Raw genomic sequence first — 24,782 nt, 5'->3', positions numbered from 1 at the left:
CTGGTCGCCGCTCCGATACCGCTCGGGGCCACCACTGAGGTTTTCGGACCGAACTGTTCAGCCCGGACGCGGCCCAACGGCCCTGCCCCCGGCGAAAGATCGCTGTGTGGGGACAGAGCCGTCGAGTCCGCGTACCCGGCACAGGTTTTAACGCATTACCACCAGGCCGTCCACGACGATGCCGGGGCGGGTCCCGGAGCTGACCACCCGGATCGTGTGGCGGCCGCTCGCGCCCCAGTTCCGGGCCCAGACGCCGACGCGGTTGGCGGTGCGCGCGGCGGCCAGGTTGAACGTGCCGGCGCTGACGCCGTCGACGTAGACCGTCGCGTTGCCGCTGGCGGGTGTCCTGGTCACGGCCAGCGTGGCCGAGCGGCCGGTGAACGTCCAGGCGATGCTCGAACCCCGGGTGCGGCTCTGCGAGGCCGTGCCGCTGAGGTAGCCGGAACCACGCACCGTGGTCCAGCCGCCGGCGTGCGCGGCGGTGGCGTCGTTGGTCACGGTCGGCGTACGCGTCACCTTGCCCACCGACGTGTTTCCGGCCCGGTCGACCGCCTTGACCGCCCAGGTGCTCGCCGCGTTCGGGGCCGCGACCGTGTCGTACGAACGCCGGCCGACCCCGAAGAACACCGGCCGCGGGCTGGTCAGCCCCAGCTGCCGCAACCCGCTCGGGTCGCCGATGCCCCAGCCCAGCCGCACCGGGATGGACCCGTTCAGGCTGCCCGGCCGCAGGATCAGCGACGGACCGGACACGAACTGCGGCGGCGTGGTGTCGGCCACGACCGTCCGGCTCAGCCTGGTGGTGCGGCCGGACAGGTGGACGGCCAGGATCGTGACCGTGTGGCGCCCGGGGCGCAGCCGCAGCAGGGCGATCCGGCCGGCGCTGGTCGTCGAGGACACGTACGTGCCGTCCACGTAGAGGTCGAAACGGTTCATCAGCATCGTCGGCGTGGACACGGCCCAGTACGGCCGGATCGCGCCCCGCGTGTAGTAGGCCGACCCGGCGGCCACGGCACCGTACATCGCCCGCAGTCGCAGCCCGCCCGGCGCCGCCCCGGCCACCCGGCGGATCGCCGGCAGCTGGGCGTAGAGGGTCGAGCCGGGGCAGGTGGTCTCGTTGGTGTCGCGGTGGCCGGAGATCCGGTTCAGCACGACCCGGGTGCCGCGCGGGAAGAGGTCGCTGCCGCTGGAGATCATCGCCGATTTGCCGATCGGCGGGACCCGGTACATGCCCAGCTTGTACGCCGCGACCTCGGCGACCACGTTGCGGACGGTGGCCGAGGCGCCGACCCCGTCGTAGTTGCCGATCACCGCGATGGCGCTGGCGTACGAGTTGAAGCCGAGCGTGTGCGCGCCCAGCACCGGCCGGGTCACGCCGCCCTTGCGGCCCTCGAACAGCGTGCCGCACTTGTCGACCAGGAAGTTGTAGCCGATGTCGTTCCAGTGGTTGCTCTTCACGTGGTACGCCTCGATGCCGCGCACGATGCGGGCCGAGTCGGAGCAGCTGTAGTTGTTGGACGTGGCCGTGTGGTGCACGAAGAACGCCCGCACGGACGGGGTGTACTCGGGCGCCTTCTTCACGATCGACTCGTCGGCGCCCCAGGCGGCCCGGCTCACGTACCGGGGGACCGGCCGGGCCGGAACGGCGGCCCTCGACCGGATGCGCGGGACGTCCACGTCGGGGTTGATCAGATCGAGGCGCAGGCCCGCCGGGAGTACGCCGCCCGTGGTCCGCGCCTCCACCGCGTCGGACGTGTCCACCCACAGCGGATCGGTGCGCCCCCGGCCGTGGCTGTCCGCGCTGCCCGGCTCGGCGGGGGAGCGGCCGTCGCTCTCCAGCGGCTGCCACGCTCCCCACGTGCCGGTGGCGGCCGAGCGGGCCCGGACGTCGATCGTGGTGTCGAGCTTCGTGCCGGGGTCGTCCCAGGTGGCGCCGATCAGGGCGAACGGCCGGGTGTAGTGGGCGTTTCCGGTTCGGGCGAAACCGCCGATCGGCAGTGATTGCAGCCCTTCGTCCGCCGCCACCGCCGGAGCCGGAACCGACAAAACGGATATCAGTACGCCAAAGGCCGTCACTTTCGGAACCAGGTTCACGCGTGTCCCTTCCGCAGAACGGTTACCAACTCTCCCGAAACAGGATGAAACGTTCAGCGGAGTCGCGTGAGGCTTTCATGTAATGCGGCGCTCATTGGCCCAGGTCGCAAAGCTGAGGTCAGCTCGAGGTCAGGGTCCAGCCGTGTTCGAGGATGTCGAAGACGGTGCCGACCGCGGCGCGCTGATCGGGCCGGCCGTCGGTCAGGGCCGGCACCTGCAGCACGAACCGGGCCAGCGTGGCGCAGGCCAGATCGTCGTGCGGCACGCCGGCCTCGTCGGCGATGGCCGCGGCGAGCCGGTCGGTGTGCCGGGTCCACATGCGTTCCGAGTACGCCCGGAGCGCCGGCGTCGACCGGACCAGCGCGCTGAACTCGTCCATCTGTGGGTGCTCGACGAAGGCCAGCCACCGCGCGAGCACGTGCTGCCGCAGCGCCTCGACGACGCCCTGCCCCGGCACCCGCTCGCGCACCGCCGCGACCAGTCCCGCCTCGACGTCCTGTTCCTGGTCGAAGACCAGCGCCTCCTTGCCGCTGAAGTGCTTGAACAGCGTGGTCGTGGACACGTCGGCGGCGTCGGCGATCTCGCGGATGCTCACCTGGTCGTAGCCACGCTCCAGGAACAGCCGCACCGCGGCGTCGGCGATCGCCTGCCGGGTCGCTGCTTTTTTGCGCTCACGGCGCCCGATCGGAGCCTCGGTCATGAAGCCGAGCCTAGGCGAAGGTGGCATCAAGCACAAAGTTGACTCGTTGCACTTTTGAACTGAGTCTGCTTTTCTGGTGAACATGACAGCGATCAGCATCATCGGCGCCGGCCCCGGCGGTCTCACCTGCGCCCGCGTCCTCCAGCGCCACGGCATCCCCGTCACCGTCTACGACGCCGACCCCGGCCGCGACTCCCGCAACCAGGGCGGCTCCCTCGACCTGCACGACGACAACGGCCAGATCGCTCTGCGCGAGGCCGGCCTTCTCGACGAGTTCTTCGCCCTGGCCCGGGCCGAGGGCCAGGAGGAACGCGGCCTGGCCATCGACGGCCGGCTCGTCGAACACCACGTGCCCGCCCCCGGCGAGCGCACCAAGCCCGAGATCGACCGCGGCCAGCTGCGCGAACTGCTGCTCGACTCCCTCACGCCCGGCACGGTCCGCTGGGGCCACGCCCTGGCCTCGACGGACGGCCGGCATCTGCGCTTCACCGACGGCACGGCGGCCGAGGCCGAGCTGATCATCGGCGCCGACGGCGCGTTCTCCCGGGTCCGCGCCGCGGTGTCCCCGGCCGTCCCCCGGCACACCGGCGTCAGCTTCCTGGAGGCGTGGTTCGACGAGGTCGAGACCCGGCACGCCGACCTCTCCGACCTGGTCGGCCCCGGCAGCGCCCACGCCGCCGACGGCGAACGCGGCGTCTTCGCCCAGCGCAACAGCGGCGGCCACATCCGTGTCTACCTGATGCGCCAGGTCCCCGCCGACTGGCTCGACCGCGCCGGACTGTCCATCGAGGACACATCATCGGTCCGGGCCCACGTGCTGAAGGAATTCGCCGCCTGGTCCCCGCGCCTACGCCAGATGATCACCGACAACGACGGCCCGTTCGTCGACCGCCCCATCTTCGCCCTGCCGGTCCCGCACGCCTGGCCCCGCCACCCGTCGATCACCCTCCTCGGCGACGCCGCCCACCTCATGCCCCCACTGGGCGTGGGCGTCAACCTGGCCATGCTCGACGCGAGCGACCTGGCTCTGTCCATCGCCGGCACGGCCACACTGTCCGAGGCCGTCCAGGCCTACGAGGCCACGATGCGGCCGCGCTCCACCGAGATCGCGAAGCTGCTCGAAGGCGGCGCTCAGCAAATGCTCGAACCCAAACCTTGATGAGTACGCGCGTCTCACAGTCCTGTCCCCACTCCGCGACCCAGGTGGTCCGCCCAGGCCGTGCCGCGAGCTCCGGGCGTGAGCGTTCCCTCGCGGTCAATACCGCTTCACGCGGACGCCGGCCAGATCTCCCGCATCCGCCAGCCGCACGGTGCGCGGCAGGTGGACGGTCATGCGCTTTCCGCGAAGCGGTGCCAGATCCAGCCCCGGAGCCGGTCCTGCGATCCACAGGGTGCTCAGATTGCCGAGCCGGCCGAGCGGAGCAAGATCGGGTACGTATTGGTCATTCCCGAAGCTCAACCACTCCAGTTGCGAGAGTTCGCTCAGCGGACCCAGGTCTCTTATCGGCGCGTTGTCCAGCGAGAGCGTGGACAGCCGTTCCAGCTTGCCGATGTCTGACAATTCGGTCAGCCAGTCAGGACTCTGAAAGCTGAGGCTCTGAAGGTGACTCATTCCGCTGAGCACATCGATCAGTCGGCGGGATCCCCCGTCCGGCTCCACTTCCGAATGGACCGAGAAATCCGTGAGTTTGGTCAGAGTGCCGATTGTCTCCGGACTCCAGGTCGATGAAGTCCTGAGCGATAAGCCTTCGATCTTCGGAATTGAGTTGACCAGGCGCTCAGAAATCGCGATGGATCCCAGACCCAGGCGTTTCAATGACATGCGGCTCAAGAAGGAGAGATCCTGAGCGTGCGCCAATCCATAGAGATTGATACCCCATAGTTTGGGCAGCTCCGCCAGGACCGAGAGGCGACAGTGTTTGCCGCCGAAACTGACGGTAAGATATGCTAGCTCCGCATGCTTTCTCAATCTCCCGATATTGCCAACAAATCCTCCGAACAGATTGGCAATTTGAAGCTGGGGAACTTCGGCCAGGAGGGCGAGGTCCACCTCTTCTGTCCCGCCCATAAGCTCGGTCGCGGTGAGATGCCGCAATCGGGGCAGGGCCGGAATGAAAGATGTGTTGTGGATTCGGACCCGGCCGTTGTCGAGAGCGGCGTCGGCGAGCACACGGTCGGCGTAGTCCATAGGGTCGAAGTATTCCCAGGCGGATATCAACTGCCGCTGCACGCGCGACCGTGAATCAACCGCGTAACGAGCGAGCGTATCGATCGCCGCCGGTCCGTTGACGAGGGCCGCGGTCAGCACGGCGGCCGCCGCCTGGGCCTCGCTCAGAGCACTGAGATCCCCCGGGAGCTCGTCGAGCAACGGCTCACCGACGCCGGCGAACGAACGGGCCTCGGCGACCGAGCGAGGCATGAGCCCACGCAGGTGGGCGCGGATCCGGGCCAGGATGACCGGTTCCACCTCGGACGCGGTCTCCAGGCAGGCCGCCGCCAGCAGGCGGACCTTGCGGGCGTGCTGAGGCTGACGCTCGGCCACCTTCAGGAGCCCGGCGAGGAGTTCGTTGCGTACGAGAGTGTGCGCGTGACCGGCCGCCAGGATGATCGTCTCGCGCCACGTGTCGAGGTGGGCGTGCTCGCACAGGACCCCGGCCCGGCCCTGGTCGGCGGCCTCCAGCGCGGCCAGGTACTCCAGGAACGTGCGGTGTACGAAGTCGATGCGGTCCGGGATCGGCTCGCGGAGGACGCCGCTGCGCTGGATCATGTGGTCGAGCACCAGCGCGGCCGGCGCCGTGACGTGGCGGATGCCGGCTAGCCGCTCCTCGACCCGTTTCGCGGCCTCAGCCCGGGACAGCTCCGTGCGCCCGTTCTCGGTCAGCCACCACGCGATGTCGCGCAGCAACAAGGCCTGATCGTTGCTGGTGAGCTGGGGCAGCTCGCTGTGCACGCCGCGTTTGTCGTCCCGCTTGTGCAGGAGCATGTCGACGGCCGCCTGATAGATGTCCATGCGGTTGCGGGGCAGGTTGCTGTCGCGGTCCAGGTTGAGCGCGCAGAGCATCGCGCACAGCAGCGGGCTGGCCGCTAGGTTCTGCAGGTGGGCACTGCCGCCGAGCTGGGCCAGCAGGCGTTGTTCGTACGCCGGCAGCCGGTGCGCCTCGCACGGCAGGTCGCCGGCCGGGCGTACCGCGTCATGCCAATGCCGGATCAGTGCCTTGATGTCGGCCGGGCTCATCCGCTCCAGAAAGATCGAGGCGAATCCTTCGTCGTTGAGCCAGCGAGCCGACGCCGCGGCGGGCCTCGATGTCACCACCAGACGCAGGTCGGGATACTCGTGCAGGAGGCTGTGGAGCCATTCGCGGACGTTCCGGCGCTGCGTCTCGGGCACCTCGTCCACCCCGTCGACGAGCAGGATCGCACCGGCCCGCAAACATCGATGGACCCACCGTGGTGGCATACCGCCCGCGATGATCGGGGCCAGTTTGTCGAGGAACTGGTCCGGCGCCGGCAGCGGCTGCTTCACGTGGTCCCGCAGCCGGATCAGGAACGGCGTACGCCCGTTCCACGACTCCAGGTCGCCGGTGAACCCGTGCCGGGCGGCGGTGACCGCGATCCACTGCAGCAGCGTCGTCTTGCCCGAACCGGCGTCGCCGCGCAGCAGGATCCGCTCGGCGTTGCCCAGCGCTTCTTCGGCCCGCACCGAGGCGCTGCCGCCGGCGCTGTCGTGCCGGAACCGGCCCGGATCCCAGCGGGCCCCGCGGCGGCCGCTTCGCGAACCGGTCACGGCCAGGCTGATGTACGCGATGCTCAGCGGCGTCCGCAGCCGGTAGCGGTGCACGTTGACACCGAACAGTTCGAGCACGTCGAGCCGGTCGAGCACGTGGCTGAGATACCGGGTGCGGAACTCGTCGTCGTGCCGGTCCCCGGCCGGCGCGTCCAAGGTTGTCACCGGGATCCGGGCCAGGACCTCGCGCAGGTCGGCGGCGACCCCGGTGAACCGCTGCAGCATGCGTACCGCCGCCCGGGCCTGGAACGGGCCGAGCTGGATCACCAGCTGGGTCAGGCAGACGCAGCAGTCGTCGAGGACCCGCTCGTACAACCGGATCGCCGGGATCTCGTGCAGCCCGGTCCGGGCCGGCGCGTCGGGCAGTTCGCGGCGTAACCGGGCGGCGATCAGCGCGGGATCGACGTCGTCGGCGAACAGAGCCGCGTCGGACAGGTCGGCGGCGTCCAGGGTGTCGGCGACGGCGTTCAGGGCCGCGGCGATCTCGTTGTCCGGCAGTCCGCCGTCCCTGCGGCTGACCAGCGGCCTGAGTCGTTCCAGGACGGTGTCGACGATCTCCTCGCGAGCCCGGCCGGCCCGCCGCAGCCCGACGTCGTCGGTGACGCCGGTGCCGATCAGGTCGACCAGCGACGACTCGCGTTCCCGCTGCTTGCGGCGCCGGCCGAGCCACAGCAGTCCGGCTTTGGACACCACCGATGCCGCCGTACGCAGCAGCGCCGTTTCGACCACACCCACCGCGAGCCCATTCCGACCGACATCGAAGGACGGCAATCACTCTACGGACACCCGCCGTGTTCACGCACTCACTCGAACGGCTGACGGCGTTCCGGCCACCTCCCACCCACCGCGCGCCCCTGCAGTGGTAGCCCTGGGCGCTACTCGCGCACCGCCCGGACTCGGCTGAGTCGTGTGGTTACGAGAGTCGGCCGGCCTCGCGCAGGTGGTCGAAGATGAGCTGGTCGACCGGGGAGACGCGGGGGCGGTCGGCGTAGGTCAGCCAGGCGACCTCGGCGATCTCCGACGCGGCGGTCAGCGTGCCCGTGTACGACGCCTCGTAGCAGGTCATCCGGACCATGGTGCCGAGCGGGTGACTGTCGGCCTGGGCCCGGAAGACGCCGGCCGGTGTCACGGTGGCCGGGTCGACGGTGACGGTCAGTTCCTCGCGGATCTCGCGTACCAGAGTCTCCAGGTCGGACTCGCCGGCCTCGCGTTTGCCGCCCGGCAGGTAGAAGGCGTCGCGGCCCTTGCTGCGGGTGCTGAGGATCGCGCCGTCGACCAGGTGGAGCCACGCGATCTTGTCGATGTCGGCCATCGGGACAGAGTAGACGGACGTTATTGACGAACATGTTCGTTGCGAACGTGTTCGCTCTCGCCTTGGCTCAGAACGAACGACCGAACGAACGGCACGGACACCGCCGCGTTCGACAGTGCGCGCCGAATCCCCGCCGACCTGCTCGTCCCGTCATCGCGAGCCACGCGCGCGGTGGGGCGGACACCCACCCGGCCGCTCCTGGAACATCGCCGTCCGAGGGACCTCCGGACGGGGGCTGAGCAGCCTATATTCGTCGGTCATGGGCGTGGGTGTCGAAGTTGCCGAGCAGGCCAGCGACGAACTGGTCGCCGCCCTCGCCCGGCTGATGCCGCAGCTGTCGCGGTCGGTCGATGTGATGGACTCCGAGGCGGTGGGGGCGCTGGTCGGCTGGCCGGGCAGCCGGGTGCTGGTCGCCCGGGTCGATGACCTGATCGTCGGGACGTTGACGCTGGTGGTCTATCCGGCGCCGAGCGGGCTGCGGGCCCGGGTCGAGGACGTGGTCGTCGACGCGGCCGCGCGGGGGCGCGGGGTGGGCTCGGCGCTGATGCTCGAGGCGGTGCGGCTGGCCAGCATCGACGGGGTCTACACGATCGATCTGACCTCGCGGACGTCGCGGGCCGCCGCCAACCGGCTGTGCGAGGAGCTCGGGTTCGAGCTGGCCGACGACCGTCCCTACCGGCTCACGCTGCCCCGGCGCGGGCGACGGCGGGCCGCGGGAGGGTGACGGAACGCTCACGCCCGGAACGCGCGGCCCGGCCTGGACGGACCGGCCAGGCCGCGGAGCGGGAACGGAGCTTTTCGTCGCGCGTACCCATAGCGGTCTTGAACGTCACTCAGCGCGACGCCGATACCGTTAGCTCGTGTCTCCGATCCCGTGGTGGGCGCTGCCCCTCGTTGCCGTCGTGTTCGCGCTGGCGGGCGCCGGTGTGGCGCTGCTCGTGCAGGCTCGCACCGACTATGCCCGAAGCCGGTACCGCCGGACCAAGCGGTGGTACACCGAACGCAAGTCCGCCTACGTCGACCTGATGGCCGTGTTCGAGCGGGTCATCTACCGGCTGCGCGCCGGAACCACGAATCCCGACCCGATGATCTACCTGGGCGAGGTCGGGCCGCCGCTGGCCCAGGTGCGGCTCCTGGCCTCGGGGCCGGTCCGCAGCGCCGCGCTGGCCGTGCACCTGCAGCTGGAGAAGCTGCACGCCGCCAACGGGCCGACGCCGCCGGGGGTGGAGCCGCAGAAGCACTTCCGGGAGCTGCTGGCCCAGGTGCCGCTGGTCATGCAGGAGCTCGAGGTGGCCATCCGCGAGGAGCTGGAGATCACCTCGGAGCCCCCGCAGCGGAGCGTTGTCCGGCAGGATCGGAAATGACAAACACCCCTGGGGAGGGCGACATGTCGGAGATGGACGGCACCACCGCGGCAATCGTGCGCAGCGGAGTGGTGGCGGTGCTGCGCGCGGCGTCCGCGGACGGCTTCGCGGCGGTGGCCGACGTGCTGGTCGGCAACGGGATCACCGCGATCGAGGTCACGCTCACCTCGCGCGGGGCGATCGACGCGCTGGCGGGGCTGCGCCGCCAGCTGCCGCCGTCCGCGGTCATCGGGGCGGGCACCGTGCTCACCCCGGACCAGGCCAAGGCATCCGTCGACGCCGGCGCGGCGTTCCTGGTGTCGCCGGTGGTCGACCCGGCCATGCGACAGGACTTCGGCGTGCCGTTCTATCCGGGCGGGCTCAGCCCGAGCGAGATCCACCAGGCCGCGCAGACCGGCGCCGGCCTGGTCAAACTGTTCCCGGCGTCGGCGGTCCGGCCCAGCTACCTCAAGGACCTGCACGGCCCGCTGCCCGGCATCCGGATCATGCCGACCGGTGGCATCGGCCTCGACGACATCACGGCCTGGCTGACCAACGGCGCCTCGGCGGTCGGCATGGGCGGCCCGCTGCTGGGCGACGCGTTCACCGGCGGCGACCTGGGCCAGCTGGCGGTGCGGGCCCGGCGGGCGGCCGAGGCGGTCGCGGTGGCCAGGTTCGCCGAATGAGCGGTCTGTTCACCCTGGGCGAGACGATGGGGCTGGTCGCGGCGGACAGCATCGGTCCGCTGGAGTACGCGCGCGGCTTCTCGTTCGCCATCGGCGGCGCGGAGAGCAACGTGGCGATCGGGGTGGCCCGCCTCGGCGGGACGGCCACGTGGCTGGGGCGGGTCGGTCGTGACGCCACCGGTGACCTGATCGCCCGGCGCCTGGTCTCCGAGGGGGTCGTCGCGCACGTCGTCCGGGACGATTCGTTCACCGGGCTGATGGTGCGTTATCGGCGTACGGGCGCCCTCACTCACGTCGACTACCACCGCGCCGGGTCGGCCGGGTCCCGGCTCGCGCCCGCCGACCTGCCGTCCGCGCTCGACCAGGCGGACATTCTGCATGTCACGGGCATAACCCCGGCGTTGTCGTCATCGGCCCGAGCCGCTGTCTTCCAAGCCGTCGAGCAGGCGCGCGCGGCCGGGGTCACCGTGTCGGTCGACGTCAACTACCGGGCCAAGCTGTGGTCGCGCTTCGACGCCGCGCCGGTGCTACGGGACCTGGTGTCGCGGGCCGACATCGCGTTCGCCGGGCCGGACGAGGCGGCGCTGTTCGTCGGCGACGACGACCCGGTGACCGGGCTGGCCGCGCTCGGTCCGGCCGAGGTGGTGGTCAAGGACGGTGCACGCGGCTGCGCCGCCCTGATCGACGAGCAGCGGTACGAGGTGCCGGCGATCACCGCCACGGTGGTCGACCCGGTCGGTGCCGGTGACGCGTTCGTCGCCGGGTATCTCGCCGACCGCATGGCCGGCGCGCTCCCACCGGCCCGGCTGGCCACGGCGATCGCGGCCGGGGCGTTCGCGGTCACCGTCCCCGGTGACTGCGAGGGCCTGCCCCGCCGCGCCGACCTGATCGCCGCGACCGACAACGTGGCCCGCTGACCCGTCAGCCGAACAGGCCTCCGCTGGCCCGCAGGTTTTGTCCGGTGATCCAGCGGCCGTCCGGGCCGGCCAGGAACGCGACCACGTCGGCGACGTCGGCCGGCTGCCCGACCCGGCCCAGCGGCGTGTACGCGTCGAGGGTCCGCAGTTGCTCGGGCGAGTTGGTGGTGCGGAGCAGTTCGGTGTCGGTGGCGCCCGGCGACACCGAGTTGACCGTGATGCCGCGCGGGCCCAGCTCGTACATGAGGGCCCGCCCGAACTGCTCGATCGCACCCTTCGAGCCCATGTAGACAGCCGCTCCCGGCGCCGGTTGCCGAGTGTTCATCGTGGACAGTGTGATGATCCGGCCGCCGTCCCGCATGTGCCGGGCGGCGTGTCGCATCGAGAAGAAGACCGACCGCGCGTTGACCCCCATGATCCGGTCGTAGTCGTCGTCGGTGACGTCAGCGACCGGCGTCGGCGTGAAGTGCTCGGCCGCGTTGCAGACCAGAATGTCCAGCTCGTCGACGCCGTCGAAGAGCGTGCCGACCGCGTCCGCCGCGGCCAGGTCGACCCGCACCGCCCGCGACCCCGGCACCGACTTTTCCACCGCGGCGGCGTCGTCGCCCCGCGCCTGATAGCTGAACACGACGGTGGCGCCGTCGTGCCCCAGCCGCTCCACAATGGCCCGTCCGATGCCCCGCGAGCCGCCCGTCACCACTGCCGTCTTCCCCGTCAGATTCCCCATGGGGCGAACCTACCGCCACGCGTCGTTGACGGCCGCATACTCGCGATGTGGCCGAGTCGAAGCTACTGCGATCATCGGGTGGCCGCGTCGATCAGCACCTTGGCGAGCTGGTCGGGATGGGTCAGCATGGCCTGATGCGGGCCGTCGCACTGGAAGACGGCGGGGTCGGACAGCCGCGCGGCCATGTCTCGCCAGACGCTGGACGGGACGGCGATGTCGTCGCGCAGGAACACGTAGCCGGCCGGTGGTTCCGACCGCCAGTACCGGGGCAGGTGCACCGGGCTGGTAAGGGAGACGAGGGGTACGTCGACCAGCCGGTCCGCGGTCTCGGCGATCAGCTCGGGCGGAGCGCCGTTCAGGAAGCTTTCGCCCCACACCGAGGCCGGTGGGGCCGGCGCGACGGCGTCGATCGGGGCGTCGGACGCGGCGAATTCCTCCGGGAAGGGCATGACGTCGGTGAAGGCCTCGCCGTCGTGGAGTACAACGGCGTCCACGTAGATGACGCGGCTCACCCGGGCCGCGAGCCGGTCCGCCACGGACTGGACGATCGGCCCGCCACCGCTGTGCCCGACCAGGACGACGTCGTCGGCGCCGGCGGTGCCGGTCACGGTCTCGGCGATCCGGGCGCCGGCCGCGTCGATTGTCGTGTCCGCCGGGGCCAAGGGGTGGCCGTCGACCGCGCCGAGCCACGTCGGAGCCAATGTGCGGTGGCCTTCGGCCCGGAGCACTTCGCTGACGCCGTCCCAGCTCCAGCCGCCCTGCCATCCGCCGTGGACCAGCACGAACAACATCATCAGGTTCCTTCCGGAGTATTCATTTCATTGGACGTGTAATCAATACACGACCGGGCTCCTCCTTGCTAGGGTGGGCGGCGTGAACGACGCGACCCGGGCCTATCACTCCCCGCGGCGTGTACTGAACGCGCAACAGACCCGCGACGATGTCCTCCGGACGGCCCGGGAGCTGTTCGTCTCGCAGGGTTACGCGCGAGTCACCATGGCCGACATCGCGCGTGCCAGCCAGGTCTCCGTCAAGACGGTGTATCTCAGCGTCGGCGCCAAGGCCGACGTCCTGCACGCTCTCCTGCTCGGCGACGTGGCCGCCTCCTCGAACGCCTCCACCGCGCTCCGACAGGTCCGCGACGCACCGGACCTCCGTGCGGCCCTCGCGGCCCTCGCGGCGGGCACCCGCGCCGATCAGGAAATGTTCAAACCCTCCATCGACCTCTTGCACTCGTCGATGTCCAGCGACGCCGAGGCCCACGAGATCTGGCGTCAGGTGGTGGCGCAGTGCCGTGACGCACTACGCGAGGCGGCCCGGCACCTCGTCTCCGCGGGCCTGGTCGACCCGGACGTCGACGCGGTCACAGATCACCTGTGGTTCTACTTCGGGCTCTACTCCTGGCGATCGCTGATCGAGGAGAGCGGGTGGAGCTACGACGCCGCCGAACGCTGGCTCGCCCAGCATGCCTGGATCACCCTGACCGGCCCGGCTCCCGGTTGATGCGTGCTTCATGTCCCGGCCACGCCGCAGCCCTGGCCGGGTTTGAAACACGCATCAACCCCGCTACAGCTCGGGGTGACCGAAGAGGCCGGGCAGGCCACCGGTGTGCAGGAAGACGACTCGCCCGGTGCGGGTCAGGCCGTCGCCCCGGCCGGCGGCGATCAGGCCGGCCAGGGCGCGACCGGTGTAGGTCGGATCGAGGAAGAGGCCCTCGGTGCGGGCGGCCAGCTTGATCGCGTCGCGCGCCGGTTCGGTGAACGCGGCGTACCCCCGGCCGACCTGGCTCTGGTCGATGGTCAGCGCCGACGGCGGCACCGGGAGCAGCGCGCCGACGGTGGCGTGCGGGTCGGCCACGGCGCCGACGTCCACCCCGTACACCCGCTCGGGGCCGAGCTCACGCACCAGGCCGGCCATCGTCCCGCCGGACCCCACCGCGACCACCACCCGGTCGAAGTCGGGCAGCTGGCCCACCAGCTCCTTGGCGCAGTCCACATAGGCCTGCACCGACCCGGGAGTGGTGCCACCGAACGGGATCAGGTGCGCACCGTCATGCCGGGCCGCCTCGGCCTGGGCCAACCGGGTCGGCGACTCGTCACCGGCCCAGACGATCTCGGCGCCGGCCAGCGTGTCCAGGATCAGGTTGCCGGCGAGGGCCGGCGGCTCGTACCCGGCGAGGACCAGGACGCAGCGCAGACCCAGCCGGGCCGCGGCCGCCGCGGTCAGCCGGCAGTGGTTGCTCTGCGGCGCGCCGGTGGTGATCAGGGTGTGCGCGCCCGCCGCGAACGCCTCGGCGCAGGTGTACTGCAGTTTGCGTACCTTGTTGCCACCGCCGCCGAGACCGGCGAGATCGTCGCGCTTGATCCATAACTCGCGCAGGCCGAGGGCGGCCGCCAGCCGCGGGGCGCGTTCGAGTGGGGTCGGCCAGGCGCCCAGAGTCAAGGGTGTGACCATGATCGGAGATTACCCTCTAGGTCCGGCGCCACGCGAGGCGCTGAACGAGCAGGGTCAGCACCCCGGCGAGCACGATCGCGGCCAGATTGATCACCAGCTGCAGGGCCGAGCCGGCCGCTTCGTCCGGTACGCCGTAGGCCAGCGCCACCGCCGCGTTGGCCGCTGCCGGGACCGTGGTGACCGAGATCAGCACCCCGACCAGCGTGCCCGCCTTGGCCGAGGTCAGCGACAGCATCCCGGCCACGCCGGCCAGGAACCCGACCACCCAGCTGAGCGCGTCGGGCTGCCAGATGAAGCTGGTCAGCGGCCGCTCGGCCAGCAGCATGTCCCGCCCGACCAGCCCGGCCGCGTCGAGCAGCCAGGTCGTCAGCACGGTCACCACGATGCCGGCGGCGAAGCCGGCCACCAGGGCGGTCACCGCCCGCCGGAGCAGCACGGCCCGCCGCCGGACCACCCCGACGCAGAGCGCGGCCAGCGGCCCGAACTCCGGCCCGACGACCATCGCGCCGACGATCAGGATCGGCTGGTCCAGCAGCACGCCGATGCCCGCGATGACCGTCGCGACAACCATGAAGATGAGGTACGCGGCGGAGAGCCGCGTCTCCTCGCCGGTGGTGTGCTCGATCTCGTCCCACACGACCGCGTCCACCCCGAAGCCGGGGGCCCGCCGCTCGGCCCGCTCGGCCGACGCCGACACCGCCGCGTCGACCCGCTCGAGCATGATCGAGCCGTCCCGCTCCAGCCCGAGCCCGCGCAGCGCGTCGAGCAGGCCGCTGGCGCCCTCCCGCGCCACGTCACAGGTGACCAGGTCACCGACGGGGTCCCGGGCCACCCCGGTCAGCACCACGACGTGGGTGACCGCGGCGTCGGCGGCCAGCACCTCCTCGACCCGGGCGGTCCGATCGGCCGGTGTGATGATCCGTAAGTGCAGCACCCGGTCATCTCACCATGCCCGGCGACTGCGCTCCGGGGGTGATCGGCCGGGGTGTCGGGCTCACCGTGCCCGGCGACTGCGCTCCGGGGGTGATCGGCCGGGGTGTCGGGCTCACCGTGCCCGGCGGCTCCGGTCCGCGGGTGATCGGCCGGGGTGTCGGGTGAACTCGGACGGGGTGCGGCCCACCAGGGCCCGGGCGGTGCGGGTGAGGTGGGCCTGATCGGCGAACCCGGCCGAGGCGGCGACCAGCGCGCCGCCCGCGTGCGGCAGCTCGGCCATGGCGAGGCGCAGCCGTGACCACTGCCGCAGCCGGCTCAACGGGATCCCGATCTCGGCCCGCACCAGCGCCCGCAGCCGGGACAGCGAGAGATTGACGTCGGTGTCGCCGCGTACGGCGTGGGCCACGCGAGGATCGAGGCCCCGGCCGGCACCGGCGTGGCCGACGAGTTCCGCGCGCGCGGCGGCCACGTCGAGCCGCCCGCGGCCGTACGCCGACGCCTGGACGATCCGGCGGGTGGTGGCGGCGTCCAGGCCGGTTGCCGCTCGCGCCGGGCGCAGGGTCCACGGGTCGACCACCAGCGCCAGGTAGGCCGAGCCGGCCACGCAGGCGTGCGGCAGCTGCGGCGGCACGATCACGCCGGGCGCGGTCACCCGGCGGCCGTCGCCGAGGTCGGCCTCCACCAGGCCGTCGCCGAGCGTGAGCACCACCTTCCACGCCGGCTGGGTGTGCCAGGTCACCCGATGGCCGGCCGACTCGGCGAACAGCATCGTCGTGTCGTCGGCGGCGAATTCGAGGCGGCGGTCGTTTCGTTCAAGCGTCCACGACCGGGCCGGGCCGAGCATCACGGCATGAACGCTATCGCGGCCGTCGCCCTGGCCGTCTTCCTCTTCGTCAACGGCGCCGCGCACTTCGTCCGCCCCGGCTACGTCCGCTCGCTGGTCCCGGCCTGGCTGGGGCACGCCCGGCTGCTCGTCGCGGCCGGTGGCGCCGGCCTGTTCGCGGTCGGCGGGCTGTTGCTGATCCCGCCCGCCCGCGCCTTCGCGGCCTGGTGCGCCGCCGCGATGATCGCGGTCTTCCTGGTGGCTCACGTCGACGCCTTCCCCCGCAAGCGCCGGCCCGTCGGCGTGCTGAACATCGTCCTGAACGTGGCCTACATCGCCTGGGCGGTCATGGTGGCCATGACGTCCTGATCAGGTCGCCGAAGGGTCCGTGTGACCCGGGTGCGCCGGTGGGACGTCGAGGTCGGTGTCGTCGGCGATGTCGCTGACGTCGACCACCCGCACGTCGTGGGCGCGGAGATAGTCGCGGGCGCCCCGATCACCGACGGCGGCCGCGGCGACGCCGGTCCAATGATCACGGCCGAGGAGTACGGGGTGGCCGCGCCGGTCGCCGTACCCGCCCATGACCAGGGCGTCCGGGCTCGCGAAGGCCGCGATGCGCGTGACCGCGGCGTGCGTGACCCCGGGCATGTCGACCAGGGTGACGATGGCCGCGTCGGCGCCGGCCACCGCGGCCAGGCCGGCCCGGAGCGACGAGCCCAGGCCCGACTCCCAGTCCGGATTGTCGACATAGGTGAGATCCGGTGCGAAGGCCCGGACCTGAGCCGCCGCGGCGCCGACGACGACGACCGAGGGGATCGAGGCGAGGGCCGAAGCGGCCCGGCGAAGCAGGGGAATGCCCTGGTGGGAGGCGAGGGCCTTGGGCCTGCCGTACCGTCGGCCGGCGCCGGCCGCCAGCACCACCCCGGCGATCCTCATCGGCCGAGAGTAAACCCGGAACTAGGGGAACAGGCCGCGGACGGCGGCGAGCGGGAGGGCGGTGCGAGGCCGGAACGGGGCCCGCCACAGGCCGCCGTGCGCTGCGGCGTACCCCTCGTCGAAGGGGTGTGGTTTGCGCAGCTGATGCACGAGCAGGATGGCCATCAGCTTGCTGGCCGTGGCCGGCTCGAAGATCTCGACGTCGAACAGGTGCGCCCCGGCGTACGCGGCGGCCAGCAGCCGGTTGCTGGTGACCGACCTGGTACGCGTGGACGGGGCCACCCCGAAGACCACCGGGCTGGTCAGTGCCGACCGCCACCGCAGGATCCGCTTGGCCAGCGCGTAGTTCGGGCCCTGGATCGGGAACAGCCCGTCGAAGACGGCCGGCGAGCCGTCGGGGTAGTTGGGTGCCATCACCCGCCCGGCGCCGAGCCGGTGGCCCGCCTTGGCCCGCAGCGAACGCCGCTGCCAGCGCTCCCGGCTCTCGGCCACGGCGGCGGCCGGGACGTTGAAGGCGTCGGTCGGTGTGGCCAGCCCGGCCAGGGTGACGTCGTCGCGGCGCCGCCGCAGGTGCTCGCCCAGGGCGTCGACGGCCACGGCCAGCCGGGGATAGGTGGCGCCGGGGGCGTACACGTAGTTGCCGAGCACCAGCGGCCCGGGCACCTCGGCGAGACAACCGGCGACCTCGGGCAGCTCGGCGAGCAGATCCGCGCGCAGCGCGAGCAGCCGGCCGGCGCTCTTCCCGGCCACCGCGACCACCCGCTCCCACAGGTCCGGCCGCGGGAGGTCGACGCCGACGACCGTGCCGCCCCAGCCCAGCCAGGCCGCCAGGGGACCCATCTCGGCGCCCGCGCCCAGCACGACGAGCGTGTGACCGGCGACGTCGAGCCATTCGGGGTTGCCGGCCACCTCGCGGACGGCGTCGGCGCAGGACTGCTCGATGACGCTGCCGGAGACCCAGGCGTCGAGCTGGCGGCCGAGCTCCGAGCCGCGCAGCAGCCGGCCGCGGTAGGGGAGCGTCACCTCGCGCTCGGGGGTGCCGCTGCCGACAATGGTCTCGACGGCCGCGGCTGCACCGCCGTCGAGGTCGGGCCGGTCGAACCGGCGGTGGACCGAGGCCAGGCCGGCCGCGGCGACCTCGGGCGAGGCGAGCTCGGTGAGCTTGACGAAGTGCCGGACGTAGCCCTTGCGCCAGTCCGGCTCGCGCTCGGCGGCCGCGGCGGCGGCCGGGTCGACCGTACGCAGCGCGTCAGCGACCACCGCCCGGCCGAACGCCAGACTGCTCCGCCGGCCACCCGCGTCGGCCGGGAAATCGAACCCCATGGGATGAGTATTCCCTCCTACCCAGGTCTGAGCCCGGTTCGTCCTCGCGGCCGCGAGTCGGGCTTCCGGACGGGCGAATCCGGCACCCGGTGCCGAAAGGCTCGGAGCATGGAAATCAAGACCTGGCACCGTCCCCTGATGCTGTTGGTGGCGGCCATGGCGATCCTCACGGTCGGCACGGCGGTCGGCGTGTTCACCGACGACCGGGTGCTGACCGGCGCCCCGATCTGGCTCAAACCCTTCAAGTTCTCCGTGTCGGTCCTGCTCTACGCGTTCACGCTGGCCTGGTTGCTGTCGCTGTTACCGGTCCGGCGGCGGGTCGCCGAGTGGACGGCCGTCGCCATCGTGCTGGCCCTGTTCGTCGAGATGGCCATCATCATCGGTCAGGTGATTCGGGGTACGACCAGCCACTACAACATGTCCACCCCACTCAACGCCGCCCTCTGGAACATGATGAGCGTGGCGATCATGGTGCTGTTCATGGCCCACATCCTGATCTCGGTCCTGGTGCTGCGGGCGCGGATCCCGGACCGGGTGGCGCGAACCGGGGTCGGGCTCGGCCTCGGTGTCTCGGCGCTCGGCCTGATGGCCGCGTTCCCGATGGTCGGCGGCCGTGCCGTCATGTCGCATACGGTCGGCGCCCCGGACGGTGGACCAGGCCTGCCCGTGGTCGGCTGGAGCACGGTGGCCGGCGACCTCCGGATCGGACACTTCGTCGGGCTGCACGCCCTGCAGGCGCTGCCGTTGCTGGCCTGGGCGCTGGCCCGCTTCGCGGGTCGGATGTCCGAGCGCACCAAGGTCCGGCTGCTGCTCATGGCCGGCGCCGGCTATGCCGCGCTGACCGTCCTGCTCACCTGGCAGGCGCTGCGCGGTCAGCCGCTGATCCGTCCTGACGCCCTGACCCTGACCGCGTTCGGCATCCTGGCCGGCCTGGTGCTGGGTGGGATCACCCTGATCGTCCGTACCGATCGCCAAGAAGATTTGGAGCTGGCCGCATGACCGAGTTTCTGTTCTCGATCGTCTTCCTCGTCGGGGCGGCACCGTTCTGGGCGCTGATGATCCTGCTGCCGCACTGGACGTGGACCAAGCGGATCGCCCGCTCGCCCTGGATCGTGGTGGTGCCGGTGCTGATCTACCTCGTGCTGGTGGCCGGGGCGATCGGAGACGTGCTCCCCGCGGTCACGCGACCCACCCTGCCCGGGGTACGCGAACTGCTCGGCACCGACGTCGGCGCGGCGGCAGGGTGGGCCCACTTCATCGCCTTCGACCTGTTCACCGGGCGGTGGGCGTACCTGGATTCGCGCGAACGCGACGTGCCGGCCCTGCTGATGGCCCCGATCCTGGTGCTGACCATCCTCCTCGGCCCACTCGGCCTGCTGGCCTACCTGCTGGTCCGCACCCGGTTCGCGCCCGTGCCACAAGCCGTGCGGGGAACCGCGAGGGAAACCGTAGGCTGATCGCCGTGAGCTGGATGAGCAGGCTGTTCGACCCGCGCGACATGCTCGTGCGGCTGATCCTGCTCGACCTCAGCGGGCTCTGCTACCTGGCGCTCAGCGACGACCATCCCGGCCTCACCCCCAGCATCCCGCAGTGGGTGCTGGGGGCGGCCGCGTTCACCGCCATCCTGGTGCTGCACAAGCGGCCGGTGCTCAGCCTGGTCGTGCAGGCGGCGCTGCTGGCCGCCGCGTGCGTGCTGGTCGACGACCCGCTGATCAACGTGGTCGGCTCGAGCTGGATGCTCTTCGAGGTCACCACGGTCACGCCCCGGCTGCGGACGGCCGGTTGGTGCACCGCGCTGCTGGTCGGGGTCCACCTCGCCGACACCGTGGGCGATCCGCTCAGCGAGCTGCAGGGCAGCCTCTTCGGGCTGGCCATCGCGATAGCGTTGCCGCTGCTCGGTGGCATGGTCGTGCGGACCACGCGGGAGCTGGGCCAGCAGGCCGCCGAGCGCGCCGCCGAGCAACAGCGCCGCCGCGAGTCGGAGAACCGGGCGGCGCGGGCCGACGAGCGCAACGCGATCGCCCGCGAGCTGCACGACGTGGTGGCCCATCACGTGGCGTCGATGGTGCTGCGCGTCGGCGTCGCCCGGCACGTGCTGCCCGGCCTCGACCCGAAGGCGGCCGAGATCTTCGACGACGTGCACCTCACCGGGACCACCGCGCTGGCCGATCTGCGCCGGCTGGTCGCGGTGCTGCGCGACCCCGATGGAGTACGCGACCCCGCGCTGACCGCCATCGACCCGTCCGCGCTGCCCGCCGCGCTCGACGGCGCCGTGGAGACCGCCCGCCGGGCCGGTCTCGTGGTGGACGCCGATATCTCCGGCCCGCTCGCCGCGCTCGACGCGGTGCGTGGGCTGGCCGTGCTCCGGCTGACCCAGGAGGCACTGACCAACGTGGCCAAACACGCGGGGACGACAGCGCGCGTCCGCCTTGTCGTAGCGGTCACCGACGACCAGGTCACGTGGGAGGTGTCCGACGACGGCGGCCCGGGCCCGGTGAACGGCACGCCGCCGGGCGGTGGGCACGGCATCATCGGCATGCGGGAGCGGGTCGAGGTGCTGGGCGGGAAGCTGGAGGCCGGGCCGTACCGCAACGGGTGGCGGGTGCGCACCGCGCTGCCGGATGCCGCATGATCCGGGTGTTGCTCGTCGACGATCAGCGGATGATCCGGGCCGGGTTGCGGATGCTGTGCGAGGCGCAACCCGACCTGGACGTGGTGGGCGAGGCCGGTGACGGGCGCGAGGCGGTCACCCTGGCCGGCCGCCTGACGCCGGACGTGGTGGTGATGGACCTGCGGATGCCCGGGGTGGACGGGATCACCGCGACCGGCCGGATCCTGGCCGAACGGCCGGCCACCCGGGTGCTGGTGCTGACCACGTTCGGCGACGACGACCATCTCTATCCGGCGCTGACCGCGGGGGCGACCGGCTTCCTGCTCAAGGACGCGCCGCCGGCCGAACTGCTGGACGGCATCCGGCGGGCGGCGGCCGGGGACAGCCCGTTCAGCAACGAGGTGCTGCAGCGGCTGGTGCGTCGGGCGGTCACCGCGCGGACGAGCACGCCGCCGCCGGTGACCGGGCTGACCGGCCGGGAGCGGGACGTGCTCGACCTGATCGGCGAGGGTCTGTCCAACAGCGAGATCGCCGCCCGCCTCCACATCGGTGTGACGACGGTGAAAACCCACGTCACCGCCCTGATCACCAAAACCGGAGCGCCCAACCGGGTCCGGCTGGCCTTGCTCGCCCGCGGCCTCTGACCCGCCGCTCCGCGCGCTGTTGGTGCGCAGAGCCGCTCTGCGCACCAATGGTCGCGTACGAAAGGCCGGGAGCCCGTGGCGGCGGGCTCCCGGCCTTGCGTACTCAACGGTAACGCGCCTACCCGGCCGGCCGGACGTGATCCGCGACTTTGTCGGTGCTCAGACAGAGCGAGCACACGTACGCGTCGTGAACGTCGCGACGATGACGGTGGTGACCACCGAGCCGCAGTAGCCGAAGCCACTCCCACGGGTGAACGTAGGTGTCCCGTGTGGGCTCGGGCCCGCGCCGCATCCAGGGCCGCGGCCCCCAGGTCGAGGTCCAGGTTGTACCGGGCGGCGTAGTAGGCCAGCGGGAACCCGGTCAGGAAGATCACCACGGCGAACACGCCGATGCCTCAGAGCGTGTTCGCCGTGCCGTACGAGGCCGGAGGGGCCATGGCGCCAGGCCAGGAGCTCTCTGTAACCAATCGATGACCTTTGGTCACGCAACTGCTTCGCAACCGTCACACTCCCGAGTCGCAACCGGTGCTGCTGACCGTGGGTCCCGTGACTCGTACCCCCTGGGCCGTGCTCGCCCTTCTCCCCGGTCTCCTCGTCGCCCCCACCGCCGCCTCGGCCTCTGTCGTCAAAGAAGGCCAGGTCATCGGGGCCGACGCCGCCGACACGATCCCCGGCCGCTATATCGTGACGCCGGCCGTGACCGCCGCCTCCGACGCCGGCACCGGCGCGTACACCGTGACGCTGACCGCCGCCGAGGCGCGCCGGCTCGCGGCGTCGCCGGACGTGCGTACCGTCGAACAGGACCGCGTCGTCAGCGCCGCCGGCACCCAGGCCAACCCGACGTGGGGCCTGGACCGCATCGACCAGCGCAAGCGGACGCCCGCCTCCAGGACCTACACCGCCTCGGCCGACGGCGCCGGGGTGTACGCCTATGTGATCGACACCGGCGTGAACATCACTCATACCCAGTTCCGTGGCCGCGCCTCCTACGGCTACGACTTCATCGACAACGACGCGGTCGCCGCCGACTGCGCCGGCCACGGCACCCACGTCGCCGGCATCCTCGGCGGCTCGACCTACGGGGTGGCCAAGAAGGTCCGTATCGTCTCCGTCCGCGTCCTCGACTGCCAGGGCATCGGCTACCTGTCGCAGATCGTTGCCGGCGTCAACTGGGTCACCGCACACGCGCACCACCCCGCCGTCGCCAACATGAGCCTCGGCGCGGCCGTCGTCTCGCCCACCCTGAACGCGGCCGTGCAGCGCTCGATCAACAGCGGTGTCACGTACGCGGTGGCCGCCGGCAACGACAACAGCAACGCCGCCGGCTACAGCCCCGCCTCGGTCGCCGCCGCCATCACCGTCGGCGCGACCAGCAGCAACGACGCGCGCGCCTCGTTCTCCAACTGGGGCAGCCGGATCGACATCTTCGCCCCCGGCAACGGCATCCGCTCGTCCTACATCGGCAGCGACACCGCCTCGGCCGTGCTCAGCGGCACGTCGATGGCGACCCCGTTCGTGGCCGGCGCGGCGGCGCTCGTCCTCGACGCCCACCCCGGCTACACCCCCGCGTCGGTGACCTCGACGCTGCTGCGCGACGCCACCACCCGTGTCGTCACCGACCCCAAGGGCTCGCCCAACCGCCTCCTCTTCGTGCCCCGCCCGCCGGCGCCCGCGGCGATCAAGACCACAGCCCTTCCCGCGGGTACGGTCGGAAAGGCCTATTCCGGGACCCTGGCCCTGACGGCCGCGCGCACCGGCACCTGGGCCGTCAGCGCCGGCTCGCTCCCGCCCGGCCTCCGCGTCTCCTCGATCGGCCGGATCGTCGGCACCCCGCGGGCGGCCGGCACCTACCGCGTGAAGTTCACCTTCACCGACTACGTCCCGCAGGCCAGCTCCCGGACGTTCCTGCTCACCGTCCGCTGATTCCGCTCATGACCCCGTCCGGCCCGCCGATAGCCCCCTGACGTACGGACCGACCCCCGGTCCTCCAGCGAAGGAACGTCGAACCATGACTGCCATCACGAGCATCAGTGCCTCCTCGGCGGCTGCGGCGTACCGGGTCGCGCCGGCGCCGCCCGTACGCCGCGACCCGATGGCCGCGGTGGCCGACTCGCCCGGTCCCGGCCGCGACGACTCGCGGGACGAGGTGGGCAGCGGCGACCGGCTGACCGACCTCGCCACGGCCAAGGGCGTGTCGCGGACCGAGCTGATCGACGCCCTCAAGGCCGGGCTTCCGGCCGGCGCGGTCAACGCCGGGCTCCGGGACCCGGAGAAGCTCGGCCGGGTGAGCGACCTGCTCGACCTGCCCGCGTCCGAGGTCGCGGCGCAGGCCGGCACGGCCACCGACCTGGTGACCATGTTGCAGAACCGTGGGCTGGACGTCGGTCAGCTGCGGAACGTGATGTCGAGCGGGGATCTGCTGGACGTGCGCGCCTGATCCTTCGCTCTCGTCTCTCGCCAGAACTCTCGTCATCAGGAGAGGGAGCCGGTCGGCTTCCTCTCCTTTTGCCGTCCGGTGCCTGAAGTCACACTATTCCCATATGGTGGACATGCTTTGACGGGCCGTCGGCCCAATGGTGACGATGGGCTCATGCAGCGGCGTGAGCGACTCACCACGCGCATTGCCATCGACCTCCTGCGGTGCGCAAGCGCCCGGTGTCCGCGCTGCCTCTGACCCCGCACCGGGTCCCCCCTCGCGAGCTCTTCGCCCCCGCGCATCGCCGCGCCTCAAAACCCATCTAGCATATGGGAAATGTATTCAAAGGCTCCGCCGCGACCCGGCGGCCACCCCGCACCACCCATCCACCGGAGGACCACAAATGTCCGCACCCGCCGTAGCTGACGTCGCCACCCCCGCCCACGCGCCGCAGGCCCACCGACGACCGCGCCTCCGCGCCGTCCCCGACCCTTCCCGTCCCGCCTCCGCTCCCGCTGTCGCCTTCAGCGCGGCTGAGCCTCTCGGTCCCGGCGACGTCCTGGACCCGGCGGCGCCGCTCACCGTGACGATCAGCATCGACGGGGGAGAGGGCGAGAACCGCGAACGCATCCTCGCCGCCCTGCGCGAACTGGTGTCCCTGGCCGGCCCCGCGGCCGACATCGCCCTCCGCGCCCCCGTCGAAGTCCCCTCCGGCGAACCGGGCGTGATCAGCCTCGACCCGGCCCCCCGAGCGGCCTTCCGCGACGGCAGACTCCTCGACCTGAGCCGCCTCGAATACGACCTGCTCCTCTTCTTCGCCGAGCACCCCCGCCAGGTCTTCACCCGGGCGCAGCTGCTGTCCCGCGTCTGGGGCCACGTCCACACCGGCGTACGCACGGTCGACGTCCACATCAGCCGCCTCCGCACCAAGCTCGACGACCCCGAACTGATCACCACGGTCTACGGCGTCGGCTACCGCTTGGCCGACTCGGCTCCCGTTCGCGTCGTCTGATCCCGGCCGCACTCACTCCTGGGCCCGTGACCGCCGCCACCCCCACCCCTGTGGGTGGGCGGGAAACGTA

Annotated in this window: 25 protein-coding genes; 14 read left to right on the top strand and 11 right to left on the bottom strand. The window is 71.7% G+C overall.

The annotated features are described in order from the left end of the window. Positions 1–147 precede the first annotated feature (147 nt). Both ACGFIO_RS07100 and ACGFIO_RS07095 read right to left on the bottom strand, forming a co-directional pair. Positions 148–2,022 (bottom strand): peptidoglycan recognition protein, encoded by a 1,875-nt coding sequence (locus tag ACGFIO_RS07100; protein ID WP_392823159.1) that lies wholly within the window; start codon positions 2,020–2,022, stop codon positions 148–150. Positions 2,023–2,209: 187 nt separating this feature from the next. Beyond that, a complete protein-coding gene (locus tag ACGFIO_RS07095; RefSeq protein ID WP_392823156.1) occupies positions 2,210–2,791 on the bottom strand; it encodes a TetR/AcrR family transcriptional regulator in 582 nt (193 codons plus the stop codon). Between the two features lie 82 nt (positions 2,792–2,873). Here ACGFIO_RS07095 and ACGFIO_RS07090 point away from each other — a divergent pair, with 82 nt between their 5' ends. Further along, entirely contained in the window at positions 2,874–3,950 is a 1,077-nt protein-coding gene (locus ACGFIO_RS07090) for an FAD-dependent oxidoreductase (RefSeq protein ID WP_392823154.1), read from the top strand. Between the two features lie 96 nt (positions 3,951–4,046). Here ACGFIO_RS07090 and ACGFIO_RS07085 read toward each other — a convergent pair whose 3' ends face one another. Both ACGFIO_RS07085 and ACGFIO_RS07080 read right to left on the bottom strand, forming a co-directional pair. Beyond that, entirely contained in the window at positions 4,047–7,310 is a 3,264-nt protein-coding gene (locus tag ACGFIO_RS07085) for an NACHT domain-containing protein (protein ID WP_392823151.1), read from the bottom strand. Positions 7,311–7,488: 178 nt separating this feature from the next. After that, the gene (locus tag ACGFIO_RS07080; RefSeq protein WP_392823148.1) at positions 7,489–7,887 is read right to left on the bottom strand and encodes an NUDIX domain-containing protein; all 399 of its coding nucleotides are present in this window, start codon (positions 7,885–7,887) and stop codon (positions 7,489–7,491) included. 259 nt (positions 7,888–8,146) lie between these two features. Between ACGFIO_RS07080 and ACGFIO_RS07075 the strand changes: the two genes are divergently transcribed. The 4 genes from ACGFIO_RS07075 (at position 8,147) to ACGFIO_RS07060 (ending at position 10,833) form a co-directional block, all read left to right on the top strand. Continuing rightward, positions 8,147–8,611, top strand: a complete 465-nt coding sequence (locus ACGFIO_RS07075) for a GNAT family N-acetyltransferase (protein WP_392823146.1) — start codon at positions 8,147–8,149, stop codon at positions 8,609–8,611. A gap of 136 nt (positions 8,612–8,747) precedes the next feature. Next, positions 8,748–9,251 carry a hypothetical protein gene (locus ACGFIO_RS07070; protein WP_392823143.1) on the top strand — a complete coding sequence of 168 codons (504 nt, stop codon included), beginning with the start codon at positions 8,748–8,750 and terminating at the stop codon, positions 9,249–9,251. Then, the gene (locus tag ACGFIO_RS07065) at positions 9,248–9,916 is read left to right on the top strand and encodes a bifunctional 4-hydroxy-2-oxoglutarate aldolase/2-dehydro-3-deoxy-phosphogluconate aldolase (RefSeq protein WP_392823140.1); all 669 of its coding nucleotides are present in this window, start codon (positions 9,248–9,250) and stop codon (positions 9,914–9,916) included. The genes ACGFIO_RS07070 and ACGFIO_RS07065 overlap by 4 nt, the downstream gene beginning before the upstream one ends. Continuing rightward, positions 9,913–10,833 (top strand): sugar kinase, encoded by a 921-nt coding sequence (locus tag ACGFIO_RS07060; RefSeq protein WP_392823137.1) that lies wholly within the window; start codon positions 9,913–9,915, stop codon positions 10,831–10,833. The genes ACGFIO_RS07065 and ACGFIO_RS07060 overlap by 4 nt, the downstream gene beginning before the upstream one ends. A 4-nt stretch (positions 10,834–10,837) precedes the next feature. On the opposite strand, the gene ACGFIO_RS07055 is transcribed toward ACGFIO_RS07060, so the two are convergent. Then, a complete protein-coding gene (locus ACGFIO_RS07055; protein ID WP_392823134.1) occupies positions 10,838–11,560 on the bottom strand; it encodes an SDR family oxidoreductase in 723 nt (240 codons plus the stop codon). Between the two features lie 71 nt (positions 11,561–11,631). Further along, the gene (locus ACGFIO_RS07050) at positions 11,632–12,354 is read right to left on the bottom strand and encodes an alpha/beta fold hydrolase (RefSeq protein ID WP_392823133.1); all 723 of its coding nucleotides are present in this window, start codon (positions 12,352–12,354) and stop codon (positions 11,632–11,634) included. A gap of 79 nt (positions 12,355–12,433) precedes the next feature. On the opposite strand from ACGFIO_RS07050, the gene ACGFIO_RS07045 reads away from it, so the two are divergent. Continuing rightward, positions 12,434–13,063, top strand: a complete 630-nt coding sequence (locus ACGFIO_RS07045; RefSeq protein ID WP_392823132.1) for a TetR/AcrR family transcriptional regulator — start codon at positions 12,434–12,436, stop codon at positions 13,061–13,063. Positions 13,064–13,126: 63 nt separating this feature from the next. Here the strand turns inward: ACGFIO_RS07045 and ACGFIO_RS07040 are convergent, their stop codons facing one another. The 3 genes from ACGFIO_RS07040 to ACGFIO_RS07030 form a co-directional block, all read right to left on the bottom strand. Continuing rightward, positions 13,127–14,014 (bottom strand): pyridoxal-phosphate dependent enzyme, encoded by an 888-nt coding sequence (locus tag ACGFIO_RS07040; RefSeq protein WP_392823130.1) that lies wholly within the window; start codon positions 14,012–14,014, stop codon positions 13,127–13,129. A 16-nt stretch (positions 14,015–14,030) separates the two neighbouring features. After that, positions 14,031–14,948: a DUF389 domain-containing protein gene (locus ACGFIO_RS07035; RefSeq protein WP_392823129.1), complete on the bottom strand. Its 918-nt coding sequence runs from the start codon at positions 14,946–14,948 to the stop codon at positions 14,031–14,033. 111 nt (positions 14,949–15,059) lie between these two features. Then, entirely contained in the window at positions 15,060–15,791 is a 732-nt protein-coding gene (locus tag ACGFIO_RS07030) for a helix-turn-helix domain-containing protein (protein ID WP_392824338.1), read from the bottom strand. Positions 15,792–15,797: 6 nt separating this feature from the next. Here ACGFIO_RS07030 and ACGFIO_RS07025 point away from each other — a divergent pair, with 6 nt between their 5' ends. Then, entirely contained in the window at positions 15,798–16,139 is a 342-nt protein-coding gene (locus ACGFIO_RS07025) for a hypothetical protein (protein WP_392823127.1), read from the top strand. Here the strand turns inward: ACGFIO_RS07025 and ACGFIO_RS07020 are convergent, their stop codons facing one another. Both ACGFIO_RS07020 and ACGFIO_RS07015 read right to left on the bottom strand, forming a co-directional pair. Then, positions 16,140–16,706: an NTP transferase domain-containing protein gene (locus ACGFIO_RS07020; protein WP_392823125.1), complete on the bottom strand. Its 567-nt coding sequence runs from the start codon at positions 16,704–16,706 to the stop codon at positions 16,140–16,142. A gap of 21 nt (positions 16,707–16,727) precedes the next feature. Continuing rightward, positions 16,728–18,029, bottom strand: a complete 1,302-nt coding sequence (locus ACGFIO_RS07015; RefSeq protein ID WP_392823123.1) for a hypothetical protein — start codon at positions 18,027–18,029, stop codon at positions 16,728–16,730. 108 nt (positions 18,030–18,137) lie between these two features. On the opposite strand from ACGFIO_RS07015, the gene ACGFIO_RS07010 reads away from it, so the two are divergent. The 7 genes from ACGFIO_RS07010 to ACGFIO_RS06980 all read left to right on the top strand — a co-directional run bounded on the left by ACGFIO_RS07010 (position 18,138) and on the right by ACGFIO_RS06980 (position 24,712). Then, positions 18,138–19,028 (top strand): hypothetical protein, encoded by an 891-nt coding sequence (locus ACGFIO_RS07010; RefSeq protein ID WP_392823121.1) that lies wholly within the window; start codon positions 18,138–18,140, stop codon positions 19,026–19,028. Beyond that, entirely contained in the window at positions 19,025–19,486 is a 462-nt protein-coding gene (locus ACGFIO_RS07005) for an ABA4-like family protein (RefSeq protein ID WP_392823119.1), read from the top strand. The genes ACGFIO_RS07010 and ACGFIO_RS07005 overlap by 4 nt, the downstream gene beginning before the upstream one ends. Before the next feature lie 14 nt (positions 19,487–19,500). Beyond that, the gene (locus ACGFIO_RS07000; RefSeq protein WP_392824336.1) at positions 19,501–20,661 is read left to right on the top strand and encodes a sensor histidine kinase; all 1,161 of its coding nucleotides are present in this window, start codon (positions 19,501–19,503) and stop codon (positions 20,659–20,661) included. Further along, positions 20,658–21,284, top strand: coding sequence for a response regulator (locus ACGFIO_RS06995; RefSeq protein ID WP_392823117.1), 627 nt, complete (start codon positions 20,658–20,660; stop codon positions 21,282–21,284). Before ACGFIO_RS07000 ends, ACGFIO_RS06995 begins: the two co-directional genes overlap by 4 nt. Before the next feature lie 546 nt (positions 21,285–21,830). Then, positions 21,831–23,207 carry a S8 family serine peptidase gene (locus ACGFIO_RS06990; RefSeq protein WP_392823115.1) on the top strand — a complete coding sequence of 459 codons (1,377 nt, stop codon included), beginning with the start codon at positions 21,831–21,833 and terminating at the stop codon, positions 23,205–23,207. Positions 23,208–23,292: 85 nt separating this feature from the next. Next, positions 23,293–23,721, top strand: coding sequence for a hypothetical protein (locus tag ACGFIO_RS06985; protein WP_392823113.1), 429 nt, complete (start codon positions 23,293–23,295; stop codon positions 23,719–23,721). A 382-nt stretch (positions 23,722–24,103) separates the two neighbouring features. Then, a complete protein-coding gene (locus ACGFIO_RS06980) occupies positions 24,104–24,712 on the top strand; it encodes a winged helix-turn-helix domain-containing protein (protein ID WP_392823112.1) in 609 nt (202 codons plus the stop codon). Positions 24,713–24,782: the final 70 nt, after the last annotated feature.

Origin of the sequence: Actinoplanes sp. NPDC049265 (assembly GCF_043197135.1) — a bacterium.
Lineage (GTDB): Bacteria > Actinomycetota > Actinomycetes > Mycobacteriales > Micromonosporaceae > Actinoplanes.
This window is presented reverse-complemented; position numbering and strand designations above follow the sequence as displayed.